The organism is Halomonas piscis (genome assembly GCF_031886125.1).
Classification (GTDB): Bacteria; Pseudomonadota; Gammaproteobacteria; order Pseudomonadales; family Halomonadaceae; genus Vreelandella; species Vreelandella piscis.
In genome coordinates, this window is the sequence record NZ_CP119391.1 from 791964 (window position 1) to 814438 (window position 22475).

Here is a 22475-nt window from a genome sequence, read left to right on the forward strand (position 1 = left end):
GCGCCGGGGCATCGCATGGATGTTGTGGGGCAGCAGGCGAAAATGGCGTCGAGTATAACCCCTGAAGCCGTCCGGCGTCAGGCTTTGTCCCGGTCGCTTCCCGACTGACGGTGGCGGCTGCCCATGGCCAGAAGGCCGAGCACCGGGCCGGGCAGCAGCCACCAGAGCACGGCCGGGCCGTGCTCGGCCCACTGTGTGGTCACCAGCGCGATGGCGGGAATGGTCAGAGCAAAGCCGATGGCGTTCATCCCGGCCAGGGCTGCCCCCAGCCGGTCCGGCGGGGCGCTTTGGGAGGCCAGCGCGGAGAACTGCGCCGAGTCGGCAATCACGCTGACCCCCCAGACGCCGAGCAGCGCGATCAGCACCGACGGCGGGGCGCTGCCCAGCAGCGGATAGACCAGGCACAGCGTGCCGGAGGTAGCCAGCGCCGCGCGGGCGACCGCCGCGCTTCCGTAGTGGCGGCTGGCCCGGCCGGCCAGGATACAACCCGGGGTACCCAGGGCCATGACGGCGAAGCTCAGCCAGGCCACGCCCGCCAGCGAAGCGTCAAGGCGCTCGAGCTCCCGGGTGACGAGCAGCGGCACCAGCGCCCAGAAAGCGTAAAGCTCCCAGGAATGGCCGAAGTAGCCAAGCGCCGCGGCGCGGAACGGCCGCTGCCTGAAGGCGCGGGCGCCGGCCCAGGGCGTCCCCGCGGACGCTTTTTCCGGCAGGTGCGGCCCCACGCCCAGCATCAGTATGAGCGTTGCCGCGGCTACCGCCAGCAGCGAGGCCAGCAGCAGCGGCCACTGCCAGGGAAGGGCAAGGGTGAGCCCGCGCAGCAGGTGCGGTGAGGCGGTGCCCAGGGTGAGCATGCCCACCAGCCAGCCGAGGGCGGCGCCGGCCTGTCGGGGCGTCCAGCTGACCACCAGCTTCATGCCCAGCGGGTAGATCCCGGCCAGGCACAGCCCGGTGAGAAAACGCAGCAGCGCGCCGAGCGCCAGCTGATGGGCGGTGAGAATAAAGGCGCCGTTGACCAGCGCGCCGGTGAGCGCGGCGCCGGCAAAGAGGTGACTGGCGCGCACCCGGTCGGCAAGGCCGGTGACAGCAATGGCGATGGTGCCGCTGATGAACCCCGCCTGCACCGCAATGGTCAAAAGTCCCAGATCGCCGTCGGTGAAACCCGCCGCCCGCTTCAGCGCTTCGCCGACGCCGTTGACGCTGAACCACAGCGAGGTGCCGAAAAACTGGGCGATCACGATGGTCACCAGCGGAAAGCGTGCAAGCCGCAGCATAAAGTCACCGGAGAGAAAACGGAAAACGATGTCGCAGGCCGGCCGCTAGCCCAGCCGGTGCGGCACCACCTCGTGACCCAGCGCGCGGTAGCGCTGCCAGCAGGCGCGCTTGGCCATGAGCACGGCCTGATGCTGGTTGATGATTTCGGCTATCCGGGCGTAGCGCTCGAAGCCCTCGGGAATGTCCGGATGCAGGTTCAAAAGCGCCGTCTCGCCCTGGGGGGCGGGCAGCTCCCCTGTGCCCAGCGTCACCGGCACGCTTGCGGCCATCTCGCTGTCTTCCAGCGCGTGGGGCAGGTAGGCGTCCGGGCGAAAGTCCCAGAGCGCGGCGTCGGCCTGCTCGGCAAGGGCGCGGTCTTCGCAGTGCAGGTGCAGCCGGTAGCCCCGGCGCCAGATGGTGTCGGCCAGCCGGCAGGCAAAGGCCAGGCGCGCCTCGAGGGTGGTATCCGGCAAAATATAGAAGTCGATGCGCGCCATAGGAGTGCTCGGGGCTATACCAGCCGGGTCAGCCAGCCGCGGGTGTCTTCGCAGCGGCCGTACTGCAGGTTCAAAAGCTGGGTGCGCAGACGCTTGGCCACGGCGTTGTCGCCGCCGGCGGTCAGGCGAATGCGCTCGTGCTCGGTGACCAGTTCGCTGACCGGGGTGATGACCGCCGCCGTGCCGCAGGCAAAGACTTCGATGATCTCGCCGGATTCGGCGCCCTCGCGCCATTCGTCAAGGCTCACCGGCCGTTCTTCCGGCGTCAGGCCCTCGTCTCGCGCCAGGGTCAGCACCGAGTCCCGGGTAACGCCTTCGAGGATGGTATCGGTCAGGCGCGGGGTGACCAGGCGGCCGTCCTTGAAGACGAAAAACAGGTTCATGCCGCCGAGCTCCTCGATCCAGCGATTCTCCGCGGCGTCGAGAAACGCCACCTGGCTACAGCCCTGGGCATCGGCTTCTTTCTGGGCGGCGAGCGACGCCGCATAGTTGCCGCCGCACTTGGCAAAGCCGGTGCCGCCGGGGGCGGCGCGCTTGTAGTGGCGGGAAAGCCAGATCGATACCGGCTCCACGCCGCCCTTGAAGTAGGCCGCCGCCGGCGAGGCGATCACGTAGAAATCCACTTCGTGGGAGGGGCGCACGCCGAGAAACGCCTCGGTGGCGATCATGAAGGGGCGCAGGTAAAGGCTGCACTCGTCGGACTCGTCGGCCGGGGTAGGCACCCAGGCGTGGTCCTGGGCCAAAAGCGCCTTGAGCGCACCGATGAAATCGGCATCGGAGAGCTCCGGCAGGGCCAGTCGGCGGGCGCTTTTGCGAAAACGCTCGGCGTTTTTCTCCGGGCGAAAGGTCCACACCGAGCCGTCGGCGTGGCGGTAGGCCTTGATGCCCTCGAAGATTTCCTGAGCGTAGTGCAGCACCGCGGCGGCCGGGTCCAGGGTCAGCGGGCCGTAGGGAGAGACGCCGTGGGCGTGCCAGCCGGCTTCCAGCGTCCAGCGGATGTGCGCCATGTGATCGCTGAAGTGGACGCCGAACCCCGGGGCCTGAAGAATGCTGTCGCGGACGTTGTCGGGCACAGGCTGGTTGGACGGTACCAGTTGAAAGGCGTCGGCAGAAAAGGAGTCTGAAGGCACGGGCGTGTTCTCCGCTGAAAACCAGCGCGGGGCTGGCGGATAAAGGACAGGCGTAAAACCGGAGTAGAAAGCCGGCGCGGGCTTGCCGGCAGAGTGCCGGCAAGCCCCGGGAAGGCCATGTTAGCGCTCGACGTCTTCCACGTCAGCCTCGTTTTGCCGATCCAGCAGGTACTGGGTCAAAAGCCCGACCGGGCGGCCGGTAGCGCCTTTCTGCTTGCCGGAGTGCCAGGCGGTGCCGGCGATATCCAGGTGCGCCCAGGGAAAGCGGTCGGCAAAGCGCGAGAGAAAGCAGCCGGCGGTAATGGTACCGGCGGGCTTGCCGCCGATGTTGGCCAGATCGGCGAAGTTGGACTCCAGCTGCTCCTGGTACTCGTCCCACAGCGGCAGGTGCCAGGCGCGGTCCCAGGCGGTCTCCCCGGCGTCGAGCACGTCCAGGGCGATATCGTCATCGTTGGCCAGCAGCCCGCTGGCGTGGTGGCCAAGGCCGATGATGGCCGCGCCGGTAAGAGTGGCGATATCCACCACGCTTGCCGGCTTGAAGCGCTCGGCGTAGGTCAGCGCGTCGCACAGCGCCAGGCGGCCTTCGGCGTCGGTGTTGAGCACCTCGACAGTGAGCCCCTTGAGGGTGGTGACGATATCGCCGGGCTTGGTGGCCTTGCTTCCCGGCATGTTTTCCGCCGCGGCGACGATGAACACCAGGTTGAGTTTGGGGCGGATGCCGAGCACAGCCTTGGCCGTGCCGAACACGCTCGCCGCCCCGCCCATGTCGAATTTCATCTCGTCCATGCCGGCGCCGGGTTTCAGCGAAATGCCGCCGGAGTCGAAGGTAATGCCCTTGCCCACCAGCACGTGGGGCGCCTCGTCAGGGTTGTCGGCACCCCGATAGTGCATCACGATCAGCCGCGTGGGTTCGACGCTGCCGCGCCCCACCGACAGCAGCGAGCCGGCGCCGAGGGCCTCAAGGGCCTCTTCGTCGAGGATGTCGGCGGTAAGCGCGCCGTCGGACTCGGCCGCCAGCGCCTCGGCCGCCTCGGCCAGATAGCGCGGCGTGCAGACGTTGCCCGGCAGGTTGGCAAGCGTGCGGGTATGGTTGACGCCTTCGCCAACGGCGCGGCCGATGGCGGCGCCCTGTTCGATGAGCGCGGCCTCGTCGCTGTCCCGAGCGCAGAGCGCCACCCGCTCAAGCACGGGCGCCTCGGCCGGCGATGTCTTGAAGCGGTCGAAGCGGTAGCCGGCGCCTATAACGGCCTCGAGCACCTTGCGCGCTTTCCAGGCGCTGTCGCGGTCGTCCAGCGGCACGTCGGCGAAGGCGATCACGGCGTCGTCCGCGGGCAGCTTGATCAGCGCTTCGCTGGCGGCGTCCAGCGCCTTGAGGAAGGCCGCCTCGCGGCAGTCTTTCCGCTCGCCAAGCCCCACCAGCATCAGCCGTTCGGTGCAAAGGCCGGGGGCAAAGGGCACCATCAGCACGTTGCCCAGGGCGGCGTCGAAGTCGCCGCGCTCCGCCAGCTGGCCAATCAGCCGCTCGCTGGCGTCGTCCAGCCGGGCGGCGGCGGGCAGAAGCTCGCCGTCCTTGAATACGGGGACGACGACGCAGGCGGTTTCGGCCTTGGCGGGGTTGGCGGTCTGAACGGAAAATTGCATGGCGTCTCCAAACAAGACAAGCATCGAGAGATTCAGGATAATGCCCGCCAGTGTAACCAAGCCGTGGGCGCATTGCATGGCATCCTGCAAGACTGGCCGGAGATCACGTTGATTCTATTTCGCTATCTGACCCGTGAAGTGCTGCTTACCATGTCGGCGGTGGCCGGCGTGTTGCTGCTGGTGGTCATGGGCGGGCGCTTTATCCGCTATTTCGGCAAGGCGGCAGAGGGCGATTTCCCGGTGACGGTGCTGGGCAATCTGATGCTTTATCATCTGCCGGGATTCATGGAGCTGGTGCTGCCGCTGGCGTTTTTTCTGGGCATCCTGCTGGCCTACGGCCAGCTTTACATGAACAGCGAAATCACCGTCATGGTGGCCTGCGGGGTGAGCCCGGCGAAGCTGTTGCAAATTACTCTGCTGCCCTCGCTGCTGGTGGCCCTGCTGGTGGGCGCGTGCAGTATCTGGCTGACGCCCTGGGGCAGCATGCTCAACGAGGAGGTGATTCAGGAGCAGCGCAGCCGGCTGGATGCCTCGATACTGGCGCCGGGCCGCTTTCAGAACTTCGGCCAGGGGCGCACGGCCTACATCAGCGGCTTTTCCCGGGACGGCCAGCAGATGGAGAACGTGTTCGTCCATCAGCTCGGCGGCCGCGGAGAAGAGGTGCCCAACTACGTGACCCGGGCCGAGCAGGGGCATCAGGAGAGGCGCGACAAGACCGGCAGCCGTTTTCTGGTGCTGGAAAGCGGCGACCGCTTCGGCGTGACGCCGGGGGAGCACCAGGCCGAACACCTGGCCTTTGAGCGCTACACCATCCGGCTGGGGGTGAGCGACGATCGCCGGGAGCTGGATGCCGCGGAGTTTCAGAGCACCGCGTCGCTATGGCAAAGCGGCGAGCCCGAGGCCATGGCGCAGTGGCAGTGGCGCATGGGCGTACCGCTGATGGTGTTCGTGCTGGGGCTTATTGCCCAGCCGCTGTCCCGGGTCAACCCGCGCCAGGGACGCTTTGCCAAGCTGCTGCCGGCGGTGTTTCTGTACGTCGCCTATCTGAGCCTGTTGCTGGCCGCCGTGGACGCCGTGGGTAACGCCACCCTGCCCGTCGCGATTGGCGTCTGGCCGGTTCACGGCGGCTTTCTGGCGCTGGGGCTGGGGCTACTGTGGCGTTCGCAACGCAAGGGGATGCGCTGATGCTGATGGATCGTCTGGACCGCTATATCGCCCGCAATGTGCTGGCTTCCATACTGGTGGTGCAGGTCGTATTGCTGGGGCTTGATCTGATCATCGCCTATATCGATGACCTGGACGACGTGGGCGGCGACTACTCAAGCCTGGACGTGCTGCTGTATCTGGGCATGCGCCTTCCCTGGCGGTTTTACCAGTACGCCCCGGTAGCGGTGCTGATCGGCGCGCTGATCGGCCTTGGCAGCATGGCATCACACAACGAGCTGACCGTGATGCGCGCCGCCGGGCGGTCGCTTGCGCGTATTGTCTGGGGGGTGATGAAGCCGGTGCTGCTGGTGGTGGTGGCGGTGCTGCTGGTGGCGGAATTCGTCAGCCCGCGCACCGAGCAGTTTGCCGAGGCCTGGCAGTTCGAGCAGCGCCGGGGCGAGGGGGCGCTGCTCACCAGCCGCAGCGCCTGGCAGATCGAGGAGGACAGCATCTATCGCTTCGGAGCCATTCGTGCGGACAACGTGGTGCTCGACCTTTTGCGCTATCGCTTTGACGATCGCCAGCTGGTCGAGGCCTCCTACGCCGAGAGTGCCCACTGGGAAAACGGCGAGTGGCGCCTGAGCAACGTCTCGACCACGCGCCTGTACGCGGAGCATACCGAAGCCAGCCACCGTGCAAGCGAGCGCTGGGAAACCGCGCTGACGCCCAAGCAGCTTGAGCGGCTGCTGCGCGACGTCGAAAGCCAGTCGCCAAGCGAGCTTTATGCCTACGCGCAGTTTCTGGAGTCCCAGGGGCGCAGCGCCGAGCAGCCGCTTTTGTACTTCTGGCAGAAAATGCTGCTGCCCTTGACCATGGGCTCGCTTGTCCTGATTGCGGCCTCGTTCGTGTTCGGCCCGCTGCGCTCCGTGGCCGCCGGTACCCGAGTGTTTTACGGCGTGATTACCGGGCTGTTGTTCAAATACACTCAGGATTTGCTTGCTCCGGCGTCGACCCTCTTCGGCTTTTCGCCGGTCTGGGCGGTGCTGGTGCCTATCCTGGCCTGCGCGGCGGCAGGGCTTTTCCTTTTGCGCCGCAACGGCTGAGGCGACGCCACGGCTTTTGAGCGCAACGGCTTTTTGAGAGAGACCATGACTCAACGACGTTTTACCCAGCTGGACAGCGTCACCCCGGCGGCGCTGCCCCGGCGGCTGGCGGCGATGCTTTACGACGGCTTTCTGGTGCTGGCCATCTGGCTGGTGGTCACGGTGATGCATATGGCCTTTCTGCGCTTTGTGCTCGGCCGCAGTGCCGAAAGCATCGGTACCGGGAATCTGGCCGTGGCGACGCTGCGGCTGCTGTTGGTGTGCTCGGCGGCGGCGTTTTTTACCTACTGCTGGCGCCGAGGGGGCATGACCCTGGGGATGCAGACCTGGCGGCTACGGGTGCAAAACGCCCAGGGAGGGCCGATTAGCCTGTCCCAGAGCCTGATCCGCTGTATGGCCGCCTGGGTGTCGCTTGCCGCCGCGGGCCTGGGCTACTGGTGGGTGCTGGTTGATCCGCAGAAGAGAAGCTGGCCGGATATCGCCTCGGGGACGCAAACGGTGGTGCTGCCCAAGGCGGCAGGCAAGAAGGCAGCTCGCCACAAGGCAGCACAAAACAAGGCAGCACAAAAATAGTGCCGTTACCACTTGCGATTAACTATGGGAATCATTTACATTAACCTCGTGTATTGAGCGAGGTGTTGTCATGTACGTCTGTATGTGCAAGGGAGTCACGGATCACCGGATCCGCCGTGAGGTCGATGACGGCGCGCGCAGCTGGCGGGACGTCCGCGAAGCCACCGGCTGCGGCACCCAGTGCGGCAAGTGCGCCTGCACGGCCAAGGCCATTACCCGTGAGGCGGTCAGCGAAGCGCGTGCCGAAGCTGACATGGGGCTGGCCTATGCCATTTGACCGCCGGGAAGATTGACGACAACGCCTCGTGACGCGAATCGCTCTTGTTTTTGTTGCCTTTAGCAACTATCTGATTCGTTTTAACTTTCCCCTTTTTACCCTATACTCCCGGAAAGCTCCGGGAGCAGGCTTTTTATGCCTGCCACCCTGGTGGAACAACCCTGACCGCAGGCCAGGCCTCGTCAGGCAATACGGGATGGCGTTGCGCGCTGCAATGCCCAACCAAGAGGTGTGTCATGAAAGGCGATCCGAAAGTTATCGAACATCTGAACATTGCGCTGGGCAATGAGCTCGTCGCGATCAACCAGTACTTCCTGCACGCCAAGATGTACAAGGACTGGGGGCTCAAGGCGCTGGCCAAGTGGGAGTACGACGAGTCCATCGAGGAGATGCAGCACGCCGACAAGCTGATCGAGCGCATTCTCTTCCTCGAAGGCATTCCCAACCTCCAGGATCTGGGCAAGCTTTACATCGGCGAGAACGTCAAGGAAATGCTCGAAAGCGACCTCAAGATCGAGCACGATGGCCGCCGCGACTATATCGAAGCGATTACCTACGCGGAAAGCGTCAAGGACTACGTTAGCCGCGATCTTCTGCGCGACCTGCTGGCCGAAGAAGAAGACCACATCGACCATATCGAAACCGAGCTGCACCTGATCGAGCAGGTAGGTATTCAGAACTACCTGCAGCGCCAGATGCAGATGGCCGGCGACGAAGAGTAACTGCCTCGCTGCGACATCGCAGCGGGAACAAAAACGGGCAGGCCGCGATGGGGCCTGCCCGTTTTCACGTGTGCTTCACAATTACTGTTCGATCACGCCGCAGGCGACGCGGGCGCCGCCGCCGCCCAGATGGGGCTCGTCGGAGTAGTTATCGCCGCCTTCGTGGATCATCAGGCTGCGGCCGTTCATGTCGTCAAGGCTCAGCCGCGGTGCCAGGGTGGGCAGGCTGGCCTCGCCGTTGTCATCGACGGCAAGGGCCGGCAGGTCACCGAGATGGCCGTCGCCGTAGGGCCCCTGGTGGGTCTCGGTGGACTCAGGGTCGTAGTGGCCACCCGCCGCCAGCGCGGCAACGGTTTCGCCGTTGTCGTCTTCCTTGGGTTCGCAGCTGGCGTTCTGGTGAACGTGAAAGCCGTGGATGCCGGCTTCCAGGCCTTCAAGAGAGGGCGTCAGCAGCAGGCCGTGATCGGTCTGCTCCAGGGTGACGGTGCCCAGGGAGTCGCCGACGCCGTCGGCGCTGACGCTGTGGACGTCAACGTCGAGCGTGTCGGCGGCGTGAGCCGAGGCAGCGAGCAGCAGCGATGCGGCAATACCGGTAAGCGGTGCAATGTAGCGCATGGGGTTACCTCCTTGCTGATAAAAGACTGCCCGCAGGGGCAGCGTTGGCTTGAAAGCCTGAATCGAGCCTAGCAAAGTTTTGCCCCGTGACCCAATGCCGCACCGAAATGGCAGGGCAGGCCCTGAGCTTGCCCGCTGCGGCTGCCGGTGCCCTTGCCTATTTTCGCCTCTATGACCGAAGGGGCGTTCAAGCAAACAGGTGCCCGATGTTCTGGCTGTATCTTACCCTGGCCGCGCTGGCGCTTCTGGCGGCGGCCGTGCTTGCCACGCGGCTAACGTTTCGTCTGGAGGACTTGTCGGCGCTGGACCGGCAGGCGCATGCCGTGCGCCAGCAGGCGCCAAGCCCCGAGCTTCAGCGAGCGCACGAGCTTGTCGAACAGGCGCACGCCGTCGCCAAGAGCCGCTCCGGCAAGGCCGGGCTGGCGGCGCTGCGCGAGCACATGGATGCGCTGAGCGATGATTTGGTGCTGCACTCGGCGCGGCAGCTGCAGAAGGCGCCCCGGGGCGAATGGATGATTGCCCCGGGCACGGATACCCGGCGGCGAGTGCTGTATCTTCACGGCGGCGGCTGGACCGCCGGCAGCCCGCGCAGCCACCGGGCGATCACCGACCGTCTCTCCCGAGCAACCCGGGCCGCCGTCTTCGCCGTGGACTATCGGCTGATGCCGGAACACCGCTTCATGGACGGCGTAAAAGACTGCCGAGAGGCCTATTGCTGGCTGCTCGACAACGGCCCGGAGGGCGCCGCCGCGGCCGATTTCATGCTGGTGGCCGGGGACTCCGCCGGCGGCAGCCATACGCTTGCGCTGCTGGCCTGGCTGCGCGATAGCGGTCTGCGCCAGGCCGACGGCGCCGTGGCGTTTTCCCCCTCCACGGACCTGACGCTGACCGCGCCCAGCAACCGCGGCAATATTGCCGCCGACCGGCTGCTGGGCCCGATGTTCGGCCGCCTGGCCAGGCTGCCTCGGCCGCTGGTGTGGTGGGGCGTGCTGGCGCTGTTTCGGGTGTCGCCGACCGATCCCCAGGCCTCGCCGCTGCGCGGCAGGCTGGCCGGCCTGCCGCCGACGCTGATTCAGGCAAGCGCGGATGAAATGCTGGTGGACAACGCCCGGCGCTACGCCGCCAGAGCCGCCGCTGAGGGCTCGCCGGTCACGCTGCAGCTCTGGCCCGGCATGGTGCACGTCTGGCAGATTTTTGCTCCGCTGCTGCCCGAGGCCGACGAGGCTTTTGCCGAGGTGGCCGCCTTCGTCGCGCAGCTGGAGGCGGAGCAGACGTAGGCGAGTTGCCGGCGCAGAGGTGACATCCGCGCGCCAAGCCGCGACAATAGCCGTCTGCTTTGCCGGAGTTGCCATGCCCTCGTTGACGCTGCTGTATCAGGACGCGCATTTGGTCGCCGTGCACAAGCCGGCGGGGCTTTTGGTCCACCGCACGGCGCTGGCCCGTGGCGAGCGTGAGTTTCTGCTCCAGCGCCTGCGCGACCGGCTCAATCAGCGCGTCTACCCGGTTCACCGGCTGGATCGGCCGACCTCCGGGGTGATGGTGTTTGCGCTGACGCCGGACATCGCCGCGCGGCTGTGCGAGGCCTTTGCCGAGCAGCAGCTCGACAAGCGTTACCTGGCGGTGGTGCGGGGCATAGCCCCCGAGAGCGAACGGCTGGATTACCCCCTGCGCGACGAAAACGGCAGCCGACCCAAGGCGGAAATGCCGGCCATGCCGGCGGTGACCGATATCACCCGGCTGGACAGCGTCGAGCTGCCGGTGCAGGTGAATCGCTACCCCCAGGCGCGCTATTCGCTGGTGGAGGCGCGGCCGCTGAGCGGGCGACACCACCAGATTCGCCGGCACCTGTCCCGGCGCGGCTACCCGATCATCGGCGATACCAGGCACGGGAAAAGCGTGCACAACCGCTTTTTTGCCCGTCACCTGGAGGCGCCCCGGCTGCTGCTGGCGGCGACCGGGCTGGCGTTCGAGCACCCGGTATTCAAGCAGCGGCTGACGCTTGAGTGCGCTCTGGACGCGCCCATGGCCGCGCTGTTCGAGCATTTTGGCTGGGCCGGCCACCTGCCGGTGGACCGCCAGCGCCTGACGCCGCTGCCGGCTCGCAACCCTTGAGTTTAACGTCACGTGATGAGAACCCGAATGGCTGAAACCGAGACAGTACCGGCGCCGGTTGAGGCGCCGGCTCCGGCCGATGACTACGGCCTGCGCTTTGGCGGTATCCGCCGGCTTTACGGCACCCGCGCCGCCGAGGCCTTTCGCCACGCCCATGTGGTCGTGGTCGGCGTGGGCGGCGTCGGCTGCTGGACGGTCGAGGCGCTGGCGCGCTCCGGAGTGGGCAAGCTTACCCTGATCGATCTGGACGACGTCTGCGTGTCCAACGTCAACCGCCAGCTGCACGCCCTGGACGGCACCGTGGGCCGGCCCAAGGTCGAGGTGCTCGCCGAGCGCTGTCGGCTGATTGCCCCCGAGATCGAGGTGGTGGCGGATACCGCCTTTGCCACGCCGACCAACCTGGAAGCGCGTATTCCCTCGGACGCCAGCCACGTGGTCGACGCCATCGACAGCGTGATCGCCAAGGCGGCGCTGATTGCTTTTTGCAAGCGGCGCAAAATACCGCTGACCGTGACCGGCGCGGCCGGCGGGCAAACGGATCCCACGCGTATTCAGGTGGCCGATCTGGCGCGTACGCAGCAAGACCCTCTGCTGGCCAGAACCCGCGCCCGGCTACGCCGGGAGTTCGGCTTTTCGCGCAACCCCAGGCGGCGCTTTGCGGTCGAATGCGTCTACTCCGACGAGCAGCTGACCTACCCGGCTCCGGACGGTGAGGTATGCGGGCAAAAGCCCGCCGGCGGCGAAGCCATGCGGCTAGACTGCGCCAGCGGCTTCGGCGCCGCCACCTTCGTGACCGGCTCCTTTGGCTTTACGGCCGCGTCCCGGGTGCTTGCCCGGCTGGCCAACACTGCCCGAGCCCGGAGCGAGGCGTCGGTCGGCGCTTCATCCGCGCTGGCGGTAGAGGAGCAGCCATGAACCCGATTCCCGGTATTTATCGTCACTACAAGGGGCCGCTGTACGAAGTGCTGGGCGGCGCGCAGCACAGCGAAACCGAAGAGCGGCTGGTGGTCTACCGCGCGCTCTACGGCGATTACGACCTCTGGGTGCGCCCGCTTGCCATGTTCAACGAAACCGTGGAAAAGGACGGCCGGCAGCAGCCGCGCTTTGCCCTGGAAAAGGCGTTTTAACGGTTTTGGCCCCGGCTTGTGTCAGGGGTTGTCCATCAAGGTTTACCCATCAAGGATTGCGTCATGCGGATCAGCTTCTGGAAGCGCCTTGCCTTCTACATCCTGGTGTCTCTGGTCATCATGGTGCTGTTAAGCCTGTTCGCCGAGGACAGCGACGCCCGAGCCGGTATCCGGCCGGCCGGCGCGACGGCGTGCGCTATCGCGCCGTCGGCGACGCCTGAGTCGCGATAAGCGCGCGAACCACCGAGCCCATCAGCACCGGCGTATCGCGTTTGACGATAAAGCCGGCGTCCTCGAGCAGCGGCGTGGCCCGGCGGGTAATGTCGGTGGCGATAGCCGAGGTAGCGGCGTTGAGCAGGCGCCGCCCGGCCCCGGCGGGGCGGTGATCGGGCTGGAACTTGTCCAGCAGACAAAGCTGGCCGCCGGGTTTGAGTACCCGGTACGTCTCGGCCAGCCCGCGGGCCGGGTCGGGCATGACCGCGAGGATGAAGTGCATCACCACCACGTCGAAGTGCGCGTCGGGGTAGGTAAGCGCCTCGGCGTCCATCACCCGGCAGTCCACGTCGCGGTTAAGGCGCGCTGCCCGGTCGGCGGTGCGCTTGACCATGGCCGCCGAGAGATCGGTGGCGTGTACTCGGGTATCTGGCGGCAGCAGCGGTAGATCGAGCCCGGTGCCTGCGCCTACCAGCAGCACGCGCATTCCCGGCGCCCATGCCACCTGAGCAAGCGCCGCCTCCCGGGGCTTGTGCAGCACCCGCGCCGCCACCGCGTCGTAAATCGGGGCGTAGGCGGTATAGCGCAGGCGATTCCAGGCGGTGGTGTTGAACATGGCAATACCCTCAAGGCCGGAAGTGGTAGCGTCGGGTCGAGTCTAGCCCAGCGCCGGCGTGAACCCCAGACGCAAAAACCCCGAAGGCCGAACGGGGTGTCCGGCTTTCGGGGTGTCTTGCTGCGAGGCATTCGAACTTGTTACGTCAAACGGCAGGCTAGTGCCGTGTCAGGCGGCTTGCTGCTTAAAAGTCGTACTGGGTGGCGAACAGCACGCGGTTGGCTTCGCTGGTATTGCCGCCTTTGGTTTCCTGGTGATAGTAGCCGTACTCGACGCCCATCATAACGTTGGTGACCGGCGTCCACTGGTAGTTGAGCATGGCGTTCTGGTTCTTCTCGGCGGCCTCGTTGGTCATGGCGCCTGCGTCCACCGCATCGTCCAGGTCCAGCTTGGTCATGCCGTAGCCCAGGTTGATGCTGCGGCCCTGGCCCAGATCCAGGCTGGTACCCAGCGAGCCGCCGTAGCCCTTGACGGTTTCGATGTCGCTGCCGTCAACGTAGGCGCTGGTGCCGTAGAAGTTGTTGCCCGAGCGGTACAGGTAGTCGTTGGCGCCGTCGGTAAAGTTCACCGCGCCGTGCACCGCGATCATGTCGTTGAGGTCGATGGTTGTTGCGCCAAATACGCCGTAGCCGATAGCGCTGTCGTCGCTTGCGGCGTCGTCGGCGCTGACGCGGTTGACCAGGCCCGCGGCGGAGTAGGACACCGCACCGGCAGAGTCTTCAACGCGCGCGGTGAGTGCCGGCGCTGACTGACGGGTATCGGCGAAGTTGGCAACGTCTTTGCGGTCCAGTTCATTACTACCCGGACGTGGGGTGCTGCCGGAGGCAATATCGGGTCCTCTAACGGTGTCCTCGACGGAGAAAGACAGCGGGCCGGTGGTGTAGCGCAGCTGCTCGGTACGGTCCTGGAGGCCGGCAAGCCCCGCCAGGCTGTCAAAGTCCAGCGTAGGCGTGGCGCCGACGAAGCTGTTGTAGTTGGACCAGGTGCGGCCCGCGAGGAAGCCGCGGTATTCGCCAAAGGCGTGACGCAGGCGGAAGTCACCGCCGTCGCCGCCGCGGAAGCCACCCTCTACGGTAAGGTCGACGCCCGTGGCGTGCTTGACCTTGACGCCCAGGCGGCTCTGGTAAGCGTCAGCGCCGAAGTGGCCCTTGTCGTCGTTGTCCATGTCGAAGGTGCCGGCGCGGGTGCTTACCGCGTTGTCGCCGTCAAAGTCGTAGCTCATGTTGAGGCGTGCGAAGCCGTAGAGGCTGACCTCGGCATCGTCGGTGACGTTCAGGTCAACGGCGCTGGCCTGGCCGGCAATGCCGAGCGCCGCTGCGGCAGCGGCCGTTTGAATGGCAAGCTTGAGCGTGTGCTGCGGTTTCATGATTTTCGTTCCCATCCCTTCGTTTTTGTGGGTTTTAGACTCTTTTTTTATATCTTTTTATCATAAAGACTACTATAACCGAGAAGCCGTAAGTTTCAAGGGCTTCCTCGGCAGGCGAGGCTTCCCACGCCGGGGTAAGCCACTTATCCTTTGGTCTAGAGTCGACAAAACGCTAACCGCTGACGAGGAGCTGCATGTCCGGACTGAACTTTACTTTGCTTGCCGGTGACGCGGCGGAAAAAGAGGCCCAGCGCTGGTACGCGGTCAACGACGGCGTCATGGGCGGCGAATCGTCAAGCGGCTTTCGCGTGGCTGAGGGAGAGGGGCGCTTTGTGGGCAGCACCTCGCTTGCCAACGGCGGCGGCTTTGCCTCGATACGCCGGGAGCCGGCGGCGTTTGAGTCGTCGCTGACAGGCGCCGGCGGCGTGGCGATGCGTGTCCATGGCGACGGCCGCACCTACCAGCTGCGATTGAAAAGCCGCGCTCTGGACGACGGCAGCGCCTACCGCGTGGCGTTTACCCCCAAAGCCGACGAATGGCAGACGTGGCGCTTTGCCTGGAGCGAATTCGAAGCCGTCCGTCGCGGCAAGCGTCTGGACGCTGCGCCGCCGCTGGCGCCGGGCGATATCTACCAGCTTGGCCTGCTGATCGCCGACCGCCGGGCCGGCGCGTTTTGTCTGCGCCTTGGGCATATCGCGGCAATAGCCTGACAGCGGCGGTGCCACCAAAGTCGTCTCGTACGCGATCGCCGCGTCGGCGAAGCTTGCCAAAACGCACAAGGAGGCGCCCGTGAAACTTTCCGCTGCCTATCGCCTCGCGGCGACCGTGCTCCACGGCTTTGACGAATACCGCGCGCGCTTTCAGGCGATTACCCGGGATGCCAGCCGGCGCTTTTGTGACGCGGCCTGGCAGGAAACCCAGCGCGCCAGCGCCGAGCGCATCAACCTGTACAAGGAAAAGGTGGACGGCACCCGGGATCGTTTGCAGCGCACCTTCAGCCGGGAAGTGCTGACCGACTGCGAATACTGGCGCGCGGCACGCGGCCATTACGCCGAGCGGATCAGCCAGCGGCTGGACTACGAGCTTGCCGAGACGTTTTTCAACTCGCTGTTCTGCGCCGTTTTCCAGCACCGCCATATTCGCAACGACTGGGTGTTCGTCTACAGCTCCCGGGACGACGCGGCGCGCCGCTCGGGGATCGAGCTTTGCCGGCAGCGGCGGGTCGACGGCGACTGGCAGGCGGCTTTGACCTGGGCGCTTGCCGAGGCGCCGCTTGAGCTCCCCTTTGCCGATCTATCCCGGGATACCGGCCTTGGCGCGGCGTTTCTGCGCGAGCATTTGCCTGCGGCCATCCTCGAGGCGGACGATGCCGAGATCGAGCTCTTGCACAGCGTGTTCTACCGCAACAAGGGGGCGTATCTGGTGGGGCGAATCCGCGGCGGCGGCGAGCAGGTACCGCTGGCCCTGCCGGTGCTGCACGACGGAGCCGCGGTGCGCCAGCGCTGCCTGAGGCTGGATACCGTGCTTATCGAGCCCGACGAGGTTTCGATTCTGTTTTCCTTCACCCGGGCGTATTTTCAGGTCGATGTGCCCGTGCCCGGCGAGTTCGTCGGCTACCTGCAGGACTTGATGCCGCGCAAGTCGGCAAGCGAGCTTTACGCGGCGATCGGCTTTTTCAAGCACGGCAAGACCGAGTTCTTCCGCACGCTCAACCGTCAGGTGGCCCGGCGCGAGGACCGCTTTGTGCTCGCGCCGGGGATTCCCGGCATGGTCATGGCGGTGTTTGTGCTGCCGTCCCACCGCACGGTGTTCAAGATCATCCGCGACGTCTTCGACCCGGCCAAGGACATCACCCACCAGGGAGTTAGGGAGAAATATCGGCTGGTCAAGCGCCACGACCGGGTGGGGCGCATGGCCGACACCCAGGAGTTTTCCAACTTCATTACCCGCAAGGATCACTTTGACCCGGAATGCCTTGAGCACCTGCTGGAAACCGCCCCCTCCACGGTTTCCATGAAGGGCGACAAGGTGCTTATCCGCCACTGCTATACCGAGCGCATGATGACGCCGCTCAACCTCTACCTCGAGCAGTGCGACGAAGACGAAGTGCGAACCGTGCTCAACGACTACGGCAACGCCATCAAGCAGCTGGCCGCGGCCAACATCTTCCCCGGCGACATGCTGCTGAAAAACTTCGGCGTTACCCGTCACGGCCGGGTCATCTTCTACGACTACGACGAAATCAGCTACCTGACCGACTGCTGCTTTCGCGCTCTGCCGCGCACTCCCGGCGGCCAGCTGGCCGATGCCTCGGCGCTGTCCATCGGCCCCTACGATATCTTTCCCGAGGAGTTTGGCCCTTTCATGATTGCCAACCCCGAGCGCCGGGCGCTGTTTCATCGTCTGCACCCGGAGCTCTTTGATCCGGCCTACTGGCAGGGGCTGCAGCAGGACGTGCGCGACGGCCGGGTGATCGACGTCTACCCCTACCGCAACAAGCAGCGGTTTAACGGCGGCTCTGACGCGCTGGTACACTGAGGCCGTCAACCATCAACGGGAGCCTGAGATAACCATGAGCAAAGCGCCGCATCTGGTGGTATTCAGCGGTTCGGGGATCAGCGTGGAAAGCGGCATCAAGACGTTTCGCGCAAGCGACGGCCTGTGGGAAGAGCATAACGTGCAGGACGTGGCGACCCCCGAGGGCTTCGAGCGCGACCCGGCCCTCGTGCTCGAGTTTTACAACCGGCGCCGGGAGCAGGTGCGCAAGGCCAAACCCAACGCCGCCCATCGGGCGCTTGCCGAGCTGGAAGCCGCCGGGTTTCGCGTCAGCGTCATTACTCAGAATATCGACGACCTGCACGAGCGCGCCGGCTCGCAGCAGGTGATGCACCTGCACGGCGAGATACTGAACGCCCGCTCCAGCGTGGACGAGCGCATGCGCTATCCGCTGGCCAAGGGGGGCATTGCCCTGGGGGATCTGTGCGACAAGGGGAGCCAGCTGCGCCCGGACGTGGTGTGGTTCGGCGAGGCCGTGCCGCTGTTCGACGAGGCCTGCGCGCTGGTGGAAGAGGCGGATTTCTTGCTGGTGGTGGGCACCTCGCTTGCGGTGATGCCGGCGGCCATGCTGCTGCACTACCTGGGGCCGGACGTGCCCTGCGCGCTGGTGGATCCCAGCGCCGACGCGCTGAGCCCGCCGGGAGTGACGCCGGTAAGCGCCGCCGCCGGCGAAGGCGTGCCGGCGCTGGTTGAGCAGTGGCAGCGCGAGGGAAACCTGGCCATGCCCCGCGCGGCGGCGCGGCCAGGGCCCGGTGCCTAGGCTATTGTCGGCAGCGCCAGGCCGAACGCGAACAGCAGCGAGTGCGCGGCTAGCAGCTTTGCCACCCGGGCGAGCGCCGGATTCAACGCGTCGCTGTCGGTTCGCTGCAGGATCGTACGCGTGACGGGAACGGCGTAGGGCAGGGTTACCAGCGGCGCGAGCACGAGCGGCCCGTAGCCCGCGTACCAGAACACGACCGGTATCGCGTACGCGATACCGATCATGGCCAGAAACTCGACTCGGCTCCAGCGGTATCCGATCAGCACCGCCAGCGAGCGCTTGCCAGCCGCCTTGTCGGTCTCGCGATCGCGCAGGTTATTGACCACGAGAATATTGGTCGCCAGCGCCGCTGCGGGAAGGCTTGCCGCCACGGCGGCGGCCGGCAGCGTGCCGGAGGGCAGCCAGAGCGGAAAGCCGGGGAGAAAAGAAGCCGCCTGCACGTAGTAGGTGCCGGTCACGGCGACGAGGCCGAAAAACACGAACACAAACAGATCGCCCAGGCCGTAGGAGCCGAAGGGATACGGGCCTCCCGCATAGAGGAGGCCCGCAGCAACGCTGGCCAGCCCGATAATGACAATCGGCAAGCCGCCCACCGCCACCAGATAGGTGCCCACCAGTACCGCGAGCGCGAAGGTCACGATCATGGCGCGCCGCACGTCGCCCGGCTCGATAAGGCCGGACTGGGTCACCCTCGTGAACCCCTGACGGTCGTCGGTATCGACGCCGGAGCGGGCATCGTAGTAGTCGTTGGCGAAGTTCGTGGCGATCTGTATGAGCAGCGCGCCGACCAGCGCTGCGAGTGCCGGCAGCGGCGCAAATACGTTCATGTGAATCGCCAGCCCGGTGCCCACGAATACCGGCGCGGCGGCTGCCGGCAGCGTGTGTAGCCGCGCAGCGATCAGCCAGGCGTTGCGGCGGGGCATCTGCTGTATGGTCATTTGGGCCTTCCAGGCTATCCACGGGCGAGCGCTCGGCAACGCGAGTCGCAAAGAGCTCGCGGTTGCCCTTGGGGCCCGCCCGTGGGCGTTGTGCAGCGCTTGGCGCGCTCCGGGATAGCGTACGCGCCGAACGCTCGACGGCTATTGAGCGCGTCGAGCGCCGGCGACGCTCGGCAGGTGCAGGATCAGGCCGCGCCGATCGGCGGCTCGAAGGCGGTCAGCTCGGGCGCGGTACCGGTGAACTTCTCGAACTGCACCAGCGCGGTGTAGCCGCAGGTGCCCTGGGCGAGCTTGGAGGTGCCGCGGTCGACGACCAGCACGTTCATGTTGCCGTTCTTGCACAGGGCGTTGTCGCCGTCGTCGGCCGGGTCGTACCAGGCGCCCTCGTGGATCGCGATCACCCGGCGCTTGATGCCCTCGTCGAGTACCGCGCCGCACAGGATCTGGCCGCGATCGTTATAGACGCGTACCAGATCGCCGTCGGCGATGCCCCGCTCGGCGGCGTCCTCCGGGTGGAGAAACACCGGCTCGCGGTTGGCTACGGCATATTCGTCGCGCAGGCGCGTGTAGTTGAGCTGGGAGTGCAGGCGGTAGGCCAGGTGCGGGGTCATCAGGTGGATCGGATGCTCCGGCGTGGCGTTGCCCAGATATTCCACCGGCTCGAGCCAGGACGGGTGGCCCAGGCAGTCGTCGTAGTTCATGGCGTCGATGGTCTCGGAAAAGATCTCGATCTTGCCCGAGGGCGTGCCCAGCGGGTTGAGAACGGGGTCTTCGCGGAAATCGGCGTGGCGTACCCAGTCACCGCGGCTTTTATCAACCGGGTTCTTGATAATGGCATTTTCTTCCCAGAACTGCTGGAAGCGCGGCATTCGTACGCGCTTGGCGCGGGCCACGTCTGCCGCCTGTTCGTAGAAGTGCTTGATCCAGCCCATCTGGGTTCGGCCTTCGCTGTATTCCTGTTCGACACCAAACCGCGCGGAGAGCTCGCGAAACACCTCATAGTCGTCGCGGGCTTCGTGCTGGGGCTCGACCACCTTTTTCATCGGCACGATGTGCATGTTGGAGAAGTCACCGGTCATGGTGATGTCGTCGCGCTCGTAGCTGGTGGTGATCGGCAGCACGATATCGGCGTGCTTGGCGGTGGCGGTCCAGTAGGGCTCGGAGACGATGACCACCTCGGGCTTCTGCCAGGCCCGGCGCAGACGGTTGGTGTCCTGGTGGTGATGAAACGGATTGCCGCCGCACCACCAGATCAGCCGGATGTCGGGCAGGGTCACCTGGCCGCCGTTGTAGTCGAGCTTGTCGCCCGGGTTTTCCAGCGCCTCGACGATGCGCGCCACCGGCAGCGTGTATTCGCTGGTGTCTTCGATCTGGTCGGCCAGGTGCGGCGCGTCGGGGGTGGCGCTGATGCCCGGCACGACAATGGCCTCATGGGGGGGAACGCCGCCGTTGGAGTAGTGATAGCTGAAGCCGAAGCCGCCGCCGGGCAGGCCGATCTGGCCGAGCATGGCGGCAAGCGTAACCAGCGTCCAGTGGGTCTGCTCGCCCTTGTCGGCGCGCTGCATGGCCCAGCCGGCCATGAGCATGGTGCGGTTGTCGGCAAACAGCGTGGCCAGCTCGCGGATCTTGTCGGCCGGCACGTCGCAGATGTTCGCTGCCCATTCCGGCGTTTTTTCGGTGCCGTCGTCCTCGCCGCGCAGATAGGCGGCAAAGCGCTCGAAGCCCACCGTGTACTCGTCGAGAAACGCCTGGTCGTGGCGCTCGGTGGTCAAAAGCTCGTGGGCGATGCCCAGCATCAGCGGCACATCGGTGGTCGGGTTGGGCGCGATCCACTCGGCGCGGTCGCCGAAAAAGCGCGCGGTTTCCGAGTACATGGGGTCGATGATGATGATGCGCTTGCCGCTGTCGCGCAGCTTCTCGAAGTATAGCCGGCCCTTCTCGTCGGAGCTGGTCCAGGCGATCTCCAGCGTATTCATCGGGTTGGCGCTCATGATCATGACCACGTCCGAATGCTCGAGGATCACCGGCCAGGTGGTTTGCGGCACGGTGGTTTCGGCGTTGCCCATGATATGCGGCATGATCACGCTGATCGCGCCGGTGGAATAGGAGTTCACGCGGTCGACATAGCCGCCGGTGAGCCGCAGAAAACGCTGCAAAAGCGTTTGCGCGGCGTGCAGGCTGCCCGACGAATACCAGCCGTAGGAGCCGCCCCAGATCGATTTGGCGCCGTGCTCCTGGCGCACCCGGCGCAGCTGCTGCTCGACAAGGTCGTAGGCGCGCTCCCAGCTCACGGCGACGAACTCGTCCTTGCCGCGCTTGCCGTCCGGGGTTTCGACGTCGTCGAGGCCGTCGAGAAAGCCCTTGCGCACCATCGGCTGCTTGACGCGCACGCGGTGGTGGACCTGGTCGGCAACCACGCTCTGCAGGTAGTTTTCGCGGCGGTCAGCCAGCGCCGGGCCCGACCCGGTGATCTTCCCGTTTTCGACGGTGACTTCAAGCGGCCCCCAGTGGGCGGCAGTGATAACGGTTTTTGCCGGCGCCTGGGCAAAGGCGCGCAGGGCGCTGGCAGGCGATACGAGAGCGGCCGCGGCAACGAAACTGCTGCCGCCCTTGAGAAAAGTGCGCCGCTTCATGTTCCAGAAAGTATTCATCAGTGCTTCTCCTGCTTGGGCATGTCGCTTGCATGGGTTTGCAGATAGAACGTCAACAGGGCTTTGTCGTTGTCGCTGATCGAGGTGCGGTCGGCATAGGCATCCACCATGCTCGGCCACTGGTTGGCGGTATAGTCCTTGGGGCCCTTGACGGAGTGGCAGCTGCCACAGTAGGCGTTGTTGAGCTCTTCGCCGTAGTCCCAGATGGCCTGGGCGTCCGCGACCATGGCGTCGGCCTTGACCCAGCCCGTCAGCTGGGCGCGCTCCCAGCCGGCGTCGTTGTCATCCGCTTCCACGCTCAGGCGCTGCTGGCCGGCGTCGGCGATGGAGGCCGAAAGAATCCGTTTGCCGGGGTGGCGATACAGAATGCGATCGGCATCCGGCGGCTGATAGCCGTTGACGCGGACCTGGCGCCAGTCGCCGTCCTGCTCGATGATATCAAGCGGCGTACTCGGCAGGAGGCGGGCCATCGGCGTGCTGTCATCGCGGTGCTCGAACAGCGCGTGCTGGCGGATGGGATAGAGCGTCTCCGGACTTTTCGGCAGGTTGGCGGCCAGCTGGTTGAGCTCGCCCGACGCCGCCTTGGCTTCGTCGCCCAAGTCCGGCGGGAAGTGCGCAATGCCGCGGTGGCAGCTGATGCAGGTATCGCCGCTGTCCGCCATGGTGCGGTGCTCGCTTGCCGCCTTGGGGCTCTGCTCGTAGAGATCCCAGTGCTCGGCGTCGTGACAGCTGCGGCAGGTGCGCGAGTCGTTGGCTTCCATCTCGGCCCACACCTTTTTGGCCATCTCGGCGCGCTTTTCTTCATAGGCGTCGGCGTCGGGAATGCCTCCGGACAGCTCAGCGATCACGTCGCTGATGCCGCTGGTCATCTTCTTTTCCAGATAGGCGAAGCCTTCGTGAGGAATGTGGCAGTCGGCGCAGCCGGCCTGGATGCCCTTGGCGTTGGCAAAGTGGTTGGTGCCCTTCCACTCCTCGTAGGGGACGTCCATGGAGTGGCAGCTGACGCAGAACTCGTTGGTCGAGGTTGCCTTGAGTGACCACTGCGTGCCGTAGAGGGCTGCCGCGCCGATGCAGGCGCCGATGACGAGCAGGCCGGCGCCCCAGGCGAGGCTCTTGCGGCGGCGTTTTTTTTCTGTCATGCGTTTTCCTTCATGCTGTGCCACGAATGGACTCTGTTCATT

The 22475-nt window shown here is 65.8% G+C and carries 23 protein-coding genes; 13 read left to right on the forward strand and 10 right to left on the reverse strand.

Annotation, left to right across the window (positions count from 1 at the left end; genetic code table 11):
* Positions 1-77 precede the first annotated feature (77 nt).
* The 4 genes from P1P91_RS03710 to P1P91_RS03725 form a co-directional block, all read right to left on the reverse strand.
* Entirely contained in the window at positions 78-1271 is a 1194-nt protein-coding gene (locus P1P91_RS03710; RefSeq protein ID WP_311884618.1) for an MFS transporter, read from the reverse strand.
* Positions 1272-1316: 45 nt separating this feature from the next.
* Positions 1317-1748 (reverse strand): DNA polymerase III subunit chi, encoded by a 432-nt coding sequence (locus P1P91_RS03715; RefSeq protein ID WP_311884620.1) that lies wholly within the window; start codon positions 1746-1748, stop codon positions 1317-1319.
* Between the two features lie 14 nt (positions 1749-1762).
* Positions 1763-2842: a branched-chain amino acid aminotransferase gene (locus tag P1P91_RS03720; RefSeq protein WP_376717468.1), complete on the reverse strand. Its 1080-nt coding sequence runs from the start codon at positions 2840-2842 to the stop codon at positions 1763-1765.
* Positions 2843-2998: 156 nt separating this feature from the next.
* Complete coding sequence (locus P1P91_RS03725; protein ID WP_311884623.1) at positions 2999-4519, reverse strand: leucyl aminopeptidase; 1521 nt, start codon at positions 4517-4519, stop codon at positions 2999-3001.
* 108 nt (positions 4520-4627) lie between these two features.
* Between P1P91_RS03725 and lptF the strand changes: the two genes are divergently transcribed.
* From lptF to bfr, 5 genes are all read left to right on the forward strand, one after another.
* Positions 4628-5704 (forward strand): LPS export ABC transporter permease LptF, encoded by a 1077-nt coding sequence (lptF, locus tag P1P91_RS03730; RefSeq protein WP_311885681.1) that lies wholly within the window; start codon positions 4628-4630, stop codon positions 5702-5704.
* Positions 5704-6768 (forward strand): LPS export ABC transporter permease LptG, encoded by a 1065-nt coding sequence (gene lptG, locus P1P91_RS03735; protein WP_311884624.1) that lies wholly within the window; start codon positions 5704-5706, stop codon positions 6766-6768. The genes lptF and lptG overlap by 1 nt, the downstream gene beginning before the upstream one ends.
* Before the next feature lie 45 nt (positions 6769-6813).
* Complete coding sequence (locus P1P91_RS03740; RefSeq protein WP_311884625.1) at positions 6814-7341, forward strand: RDD family protein; 528 nt, start codon at positions 6814-6816, stop codon at positions 7339-7341.
* A 70-nt stretch (positions 7342-7411) separates the two neighbouring features.
* Complete coding sequence (locus tag P1P91_RS03745) at positions 7412-7618, forward strand: (2Fe-2S)-binding protein (protein WP_311884626.1); 207 nt, start codon at positions 7412-7414, stop codon at positions 7616-7618.
* Between the two features lie 236 nt (positions 7619-7854).
* Entirely contained in the window at positions 7855-8340 is a 486-nt protein-coding gene (gene bfr, locus P1P91_RS03750; RefSeq protein ID WP_311884627.1) for a bacterioferritin, read from the forward strand.
* An 81-nt stretch (positions 8341-8421) separates the two neighbouring features.
* Here the strand turns inward: bfr and sodC are convergent, their stop codons facing one another.
* Positions 8422-8955 (reverse strand): superoxide dismutase [Cu-Zn] SodC, encoded by a 534-nt coding sequence (gene sodC / locus P1P91_RS03755; protein WP_311884629.1) that lies wholly within the window; start codon positions 8953-8955, stop codon positions 8422-8424.
* 206 nt (positions 8956-9161) lie between these two features.
* Between sodC and P1P91_RS03760 the strand changes: the two genes are divergently transcribed.
* The 5 genes from P1P91_RS03760 (at position 9162) to P1P91_RS03780 (ending at position 12425) form a co-directional block, all read left to right on the forward strand.
* The gene (locus P1P91_RS03760; RefSeq protein WP_311884630.1) at positions 9162-10232 is read left to right on the forward strand and encodes an alpha/beta hydrolase; all 1071 of its coding nucleotides are present in this window, start codon (positions 9162-9164) and stop codon (positions 10230-10232) included.
* Positions 10233-10305: 73 nt separating this feature from the next.
* Positions 10306-11067 (forward strand): pseudouridine synthase, encoded by a 762-nt coding sequence (locus P1P91_RS03765; protein ID WP_311884631.1) that lies wholly within the window; start codon positions 10306-10308, stop codon positions 11065-11067.
* A gap of 27 nt (positions 11068-11094) precedes the next feature.
* Complete coding sequence (gene tcdA / locus P1P91_RS03770) at positions 11095-11982, forward strand: tRNA cyclic N6-threonylcarbamoyladenosine(37) synthase TcdA (RefSeq protein WP_311884633.1); 888 nt, start codon at positions 11095-11097, stop codon at positions 11980-11982.
* Entirely contained in the window at positions 11979-12194 is a 216-nt protein-coding gene (locus tag P1P91_RS03775; RefSeq protein WP_311884635.1) for a DUF1653 domain-containing protein, read from the forward strand. Before tcdA ends, P1P91_RS03775 begins: the two co-directional genes overlap by 4 nt.
* A 63-nt stretch (positions 12195-12257) precedes the next feature.
* On the forward strand, positions 12258-12425 hold the full coding sequence (locus tag P1P91_RS03780; RefSeq protein WP_311884636.1) for a hypothetical protein: 168 nt from the start codon (positions 12258-12260) through the stop codon (positions 12423-12425).
* On the opposite strand, the gene P1P91_RS03785 is transcribed toward P1P91_RS03780, so the two are convergent.
* Together P1P91_RS03785 and P1P91_RS03790 are read right to left on the reverse strand one after the other, a co-directional pair.
* Positions 12391-13023: a class I SAM-dependent methyltransferase gene (locus P1P91_RS03785; protein WP_311884637.1), complete on the reverse strand. Its 633-nt coding sequence runs from the start codon at positions 13021-13023 to the stop codon at positions 12391-12393. The genes P1P91_RS03780 and P1P91_RS03785 overlap by 35 nt on opposite strands.
* Before the next feature lie 184 nt (positions 13024-13207).
* Positions 13208-14389: a DcaP family trimeric outer membrane transporter gene (locus P1P91_RS03790; RefSeq protein WP_311884638.1), complete on the reverse strand. Its 1182-nt coding sequence runs from the start codon at positions 14387-14389 to the stop codon at positions 13208-13210.
* 194 nt (positions 14390-14583) lie between these two features.
* Here P1P91_RS03790 and P1P91_RS03795 point away from each other — a divergent pair, with 194 nt between their 5' ends.
* The 3 genes from P1P91_RS03795 (at position 14584) to P1P91_RS03805 (ending at position 17705) form a co-directional block, all read left to right on the forward strand.
* Positions 14584-15099 carry a CIA30 family protein gene (locus P1P91_RS03795; RefSeq protein WP_311884639.1) on the forward strand — a complete coding sequence of 172 codons (516 nt, stop codon included), beginning with the start codon at positions 14584-14586 and terminating at the stop codon, positions 15097-15099.
* Between the two features lie 79 nt (positions 15100-15178).
* Positions 15179-16927 carry a bifunctional isocitrate dehydrogenase kinase/phosphatase gene (gene aceK, locus P1P91_RS03800; protein WP_311884640.1) on the forward strand — a complete coding sequence of 583 codons (1749 nt, stop codon included), beginning with the start codon at positions 15179-15181 and terminating at the stop codon, positions 16925-16927.
* Positions 16928-16961: 34 nt separating this feature from the next.
* The gene (locus P1P91_RS03805; protein ID WP_311884641.1) at positions 16962-17705 is read left to right on the forward strand and encodes an SIR2 family NAD-dependent protein deacylase; all 744 of its coding nucleotides are present in this window, start codon (positions 16962-16964) and stop codon (positions 17703-17705) included.
* Here P1P91_RS03805 and P1P91_RS03810 read toward each other — a convergent pair.
* From P1P91_RS03810 to P1P91_RS03820, 3 genes are all read right to left on the reverse strand, one after another.
* Entirely contained in the window at positions 17702-18643 is a 942-nt protein-coding gene (locus P1P91_RS03810) for a 1,4-dihydroxy-2-naphthoate polyprenyltransferase (protein ID WP_311884642.1), read from the reverse strand. The genes P1P91_RS03805 and P1P91_RS03810 overlap by 4 nt on opposite strands.
* Before the next feature lie 185 nt (positions 18644-18828).
* Entirely contained in the window at positions 18829-21294 is a 2466-nt protein-coding gene (locus P1P91_RS03815) for a molybdopterin guanine dinucleotide-containing S/N-oxide reductase (RefSeq protein ID WP_311884644.1), read from the reverse strand.
* Positions 21294-22433, reverse strand: coding sequence for a NapC/NirT family cytochrome c (locus P1P91_RS03820; protein WP_311884645.1), 1140 nt, complete (start codon positions 22431-22433; stop codon positions 21294-21296). Before P1P91_RS03820 ends, P1P91_RS03815 begins: the two co-directional genes overlap by 1 nt.
* Positions 22434-22475 lie beyond the last annotated feature (42 nt).

Coding starts and splice junctions, on each gene's coding strand:
- sodC (WP_311884629.1), bottom strand. CDS start 8,955: ATGCGCTACATTGCACCGCTTACCGGTATTGCCGCATCGCTGCTGCTC.
- P1P91_RS03710 (WP_311884618.1), bottom strand. CDS start 1,271: ATGCTGCGGCTTGCACGCTTTCCGCTGGTGACCATCGTGATCGCCCAG.
- P1P91_RS03795 (WP_311884639.1), top strand. CDS start 14,584: ATGTCCGGACTGAACTTTACTTTGCTTGCCGGTGACGCGGCGGAAAAA.
- P1P91_RS03785 (WP_311884637.1), bottom strand. CDS start 13,023: ATGTTCAACACCACCGCCTGGAATCGCCTGCGCTATACCGCCTACGCC.
- P1P91_RS03725 (WP_311884623.1), bottom strand. CDS start 4,519: ATGCAATTTTCCGTTCAGACCGCCAACCCCGCCAAGGCCGAAACCGCC.
- P1P91_RS03815 (WP_311884644.1), bottom strand. CDS start 21,294: ATGAATACTTTCTGGAACATGAAGCGGCGCACTTTTCTCAAGGGCGGC.
- P1P91_RS03740 (WP_311884625.1), top strand. CDS start 6,814: ATGACTCAACGACGTTTTACCCAGCTGGACAGCGTCACCCCGGCGGCG.
- P1P91_RS03810 (WP_311884642.1), bottom strand. CDS start 18,643: ATGACCATACAGCAGATGCCCCGCCGCAACGCCTGGCTGATCGCTGCG.
- P1P91_RS03715 (WP_311884620.1), bottom strand. CDS start 1,748: ATGGCGCGCATCGACTTCTATATTTTGCCGGATACCACCCTCGAGGCG.
- P1P91_RS03760 (WP_311884630.1), top strand. CDS start 9,162: ATGTTCTGGCTGTATCTTACCCTGGCCGCGCTGGCGCTTCTGGCGGCG.
- bfr (WP_311884627.1), top strand. CDS start 7,855: ATGAAAGGCGATCCGAAAGTTATCGAACATCTGAACATTGCGCTGGGC.
- P1P91_RS03745 (WP_311884626.1), top strand. CDS start 7,412: ATGTACGTCTGTATGTGCAAGGGAGTCACGGATCACCGGATCCGCCGT.
- P1P91_RS03805 (WP_311884641.1), top strand. CDS start 16,962: ATGAGCAAAGCGCCGCATCTGGTGGTATTCAGCGGTTCGGGGATCAGC.
- P1P91_RS03765 (WP_311884631.1), top strand. CDS start 10,306: ATGCCCTCGTTGACGCTGCTGTATCAGGACGCGCATTTGGTCGCCGTG.
- lptG (WP_311884624.1), top strand. CDS start 5,704: ATGCTGATGGATCGTCTGGACCGCTATATCGCCCGCAATGTGCTGGCT.
- P1P91_RS03775 (WP_311884635.1), top strand. CDS start 11,979: ATGAACCCGATTCCCGGTATTTATCGTCACTACAAGGGGCCGCTGTAC.
- P1P91_RS03820 (WP_311884645.1), bottom strand. CDS start 22,433: ATGACAGAAAAAAAACGCCGCCGCAAGAGCCTCGCCTGGGGCGCCGGC.
- P1P91_RS03780 (WP_311884636.1), top strand. CDS start 12,258: ATGCGGATCAGCTTCTGGAAGCGCCTTGCCTTCTACATCCTGGTGTCT.
- P1P91_RS03790 (WP_311884638.1), bottom strand. CDS start 14,389: ATGAAACCGCAGCACACGCTCAAGCTTGCCATTCAAACGGCCGCTGCC.
- tcdA (WP_311884633.1), top strand. CDS start 11,095: ATGGCTGAAACCGAGACAGTACCGGCGCCGGTTGAGGCGCCGGCTCCG.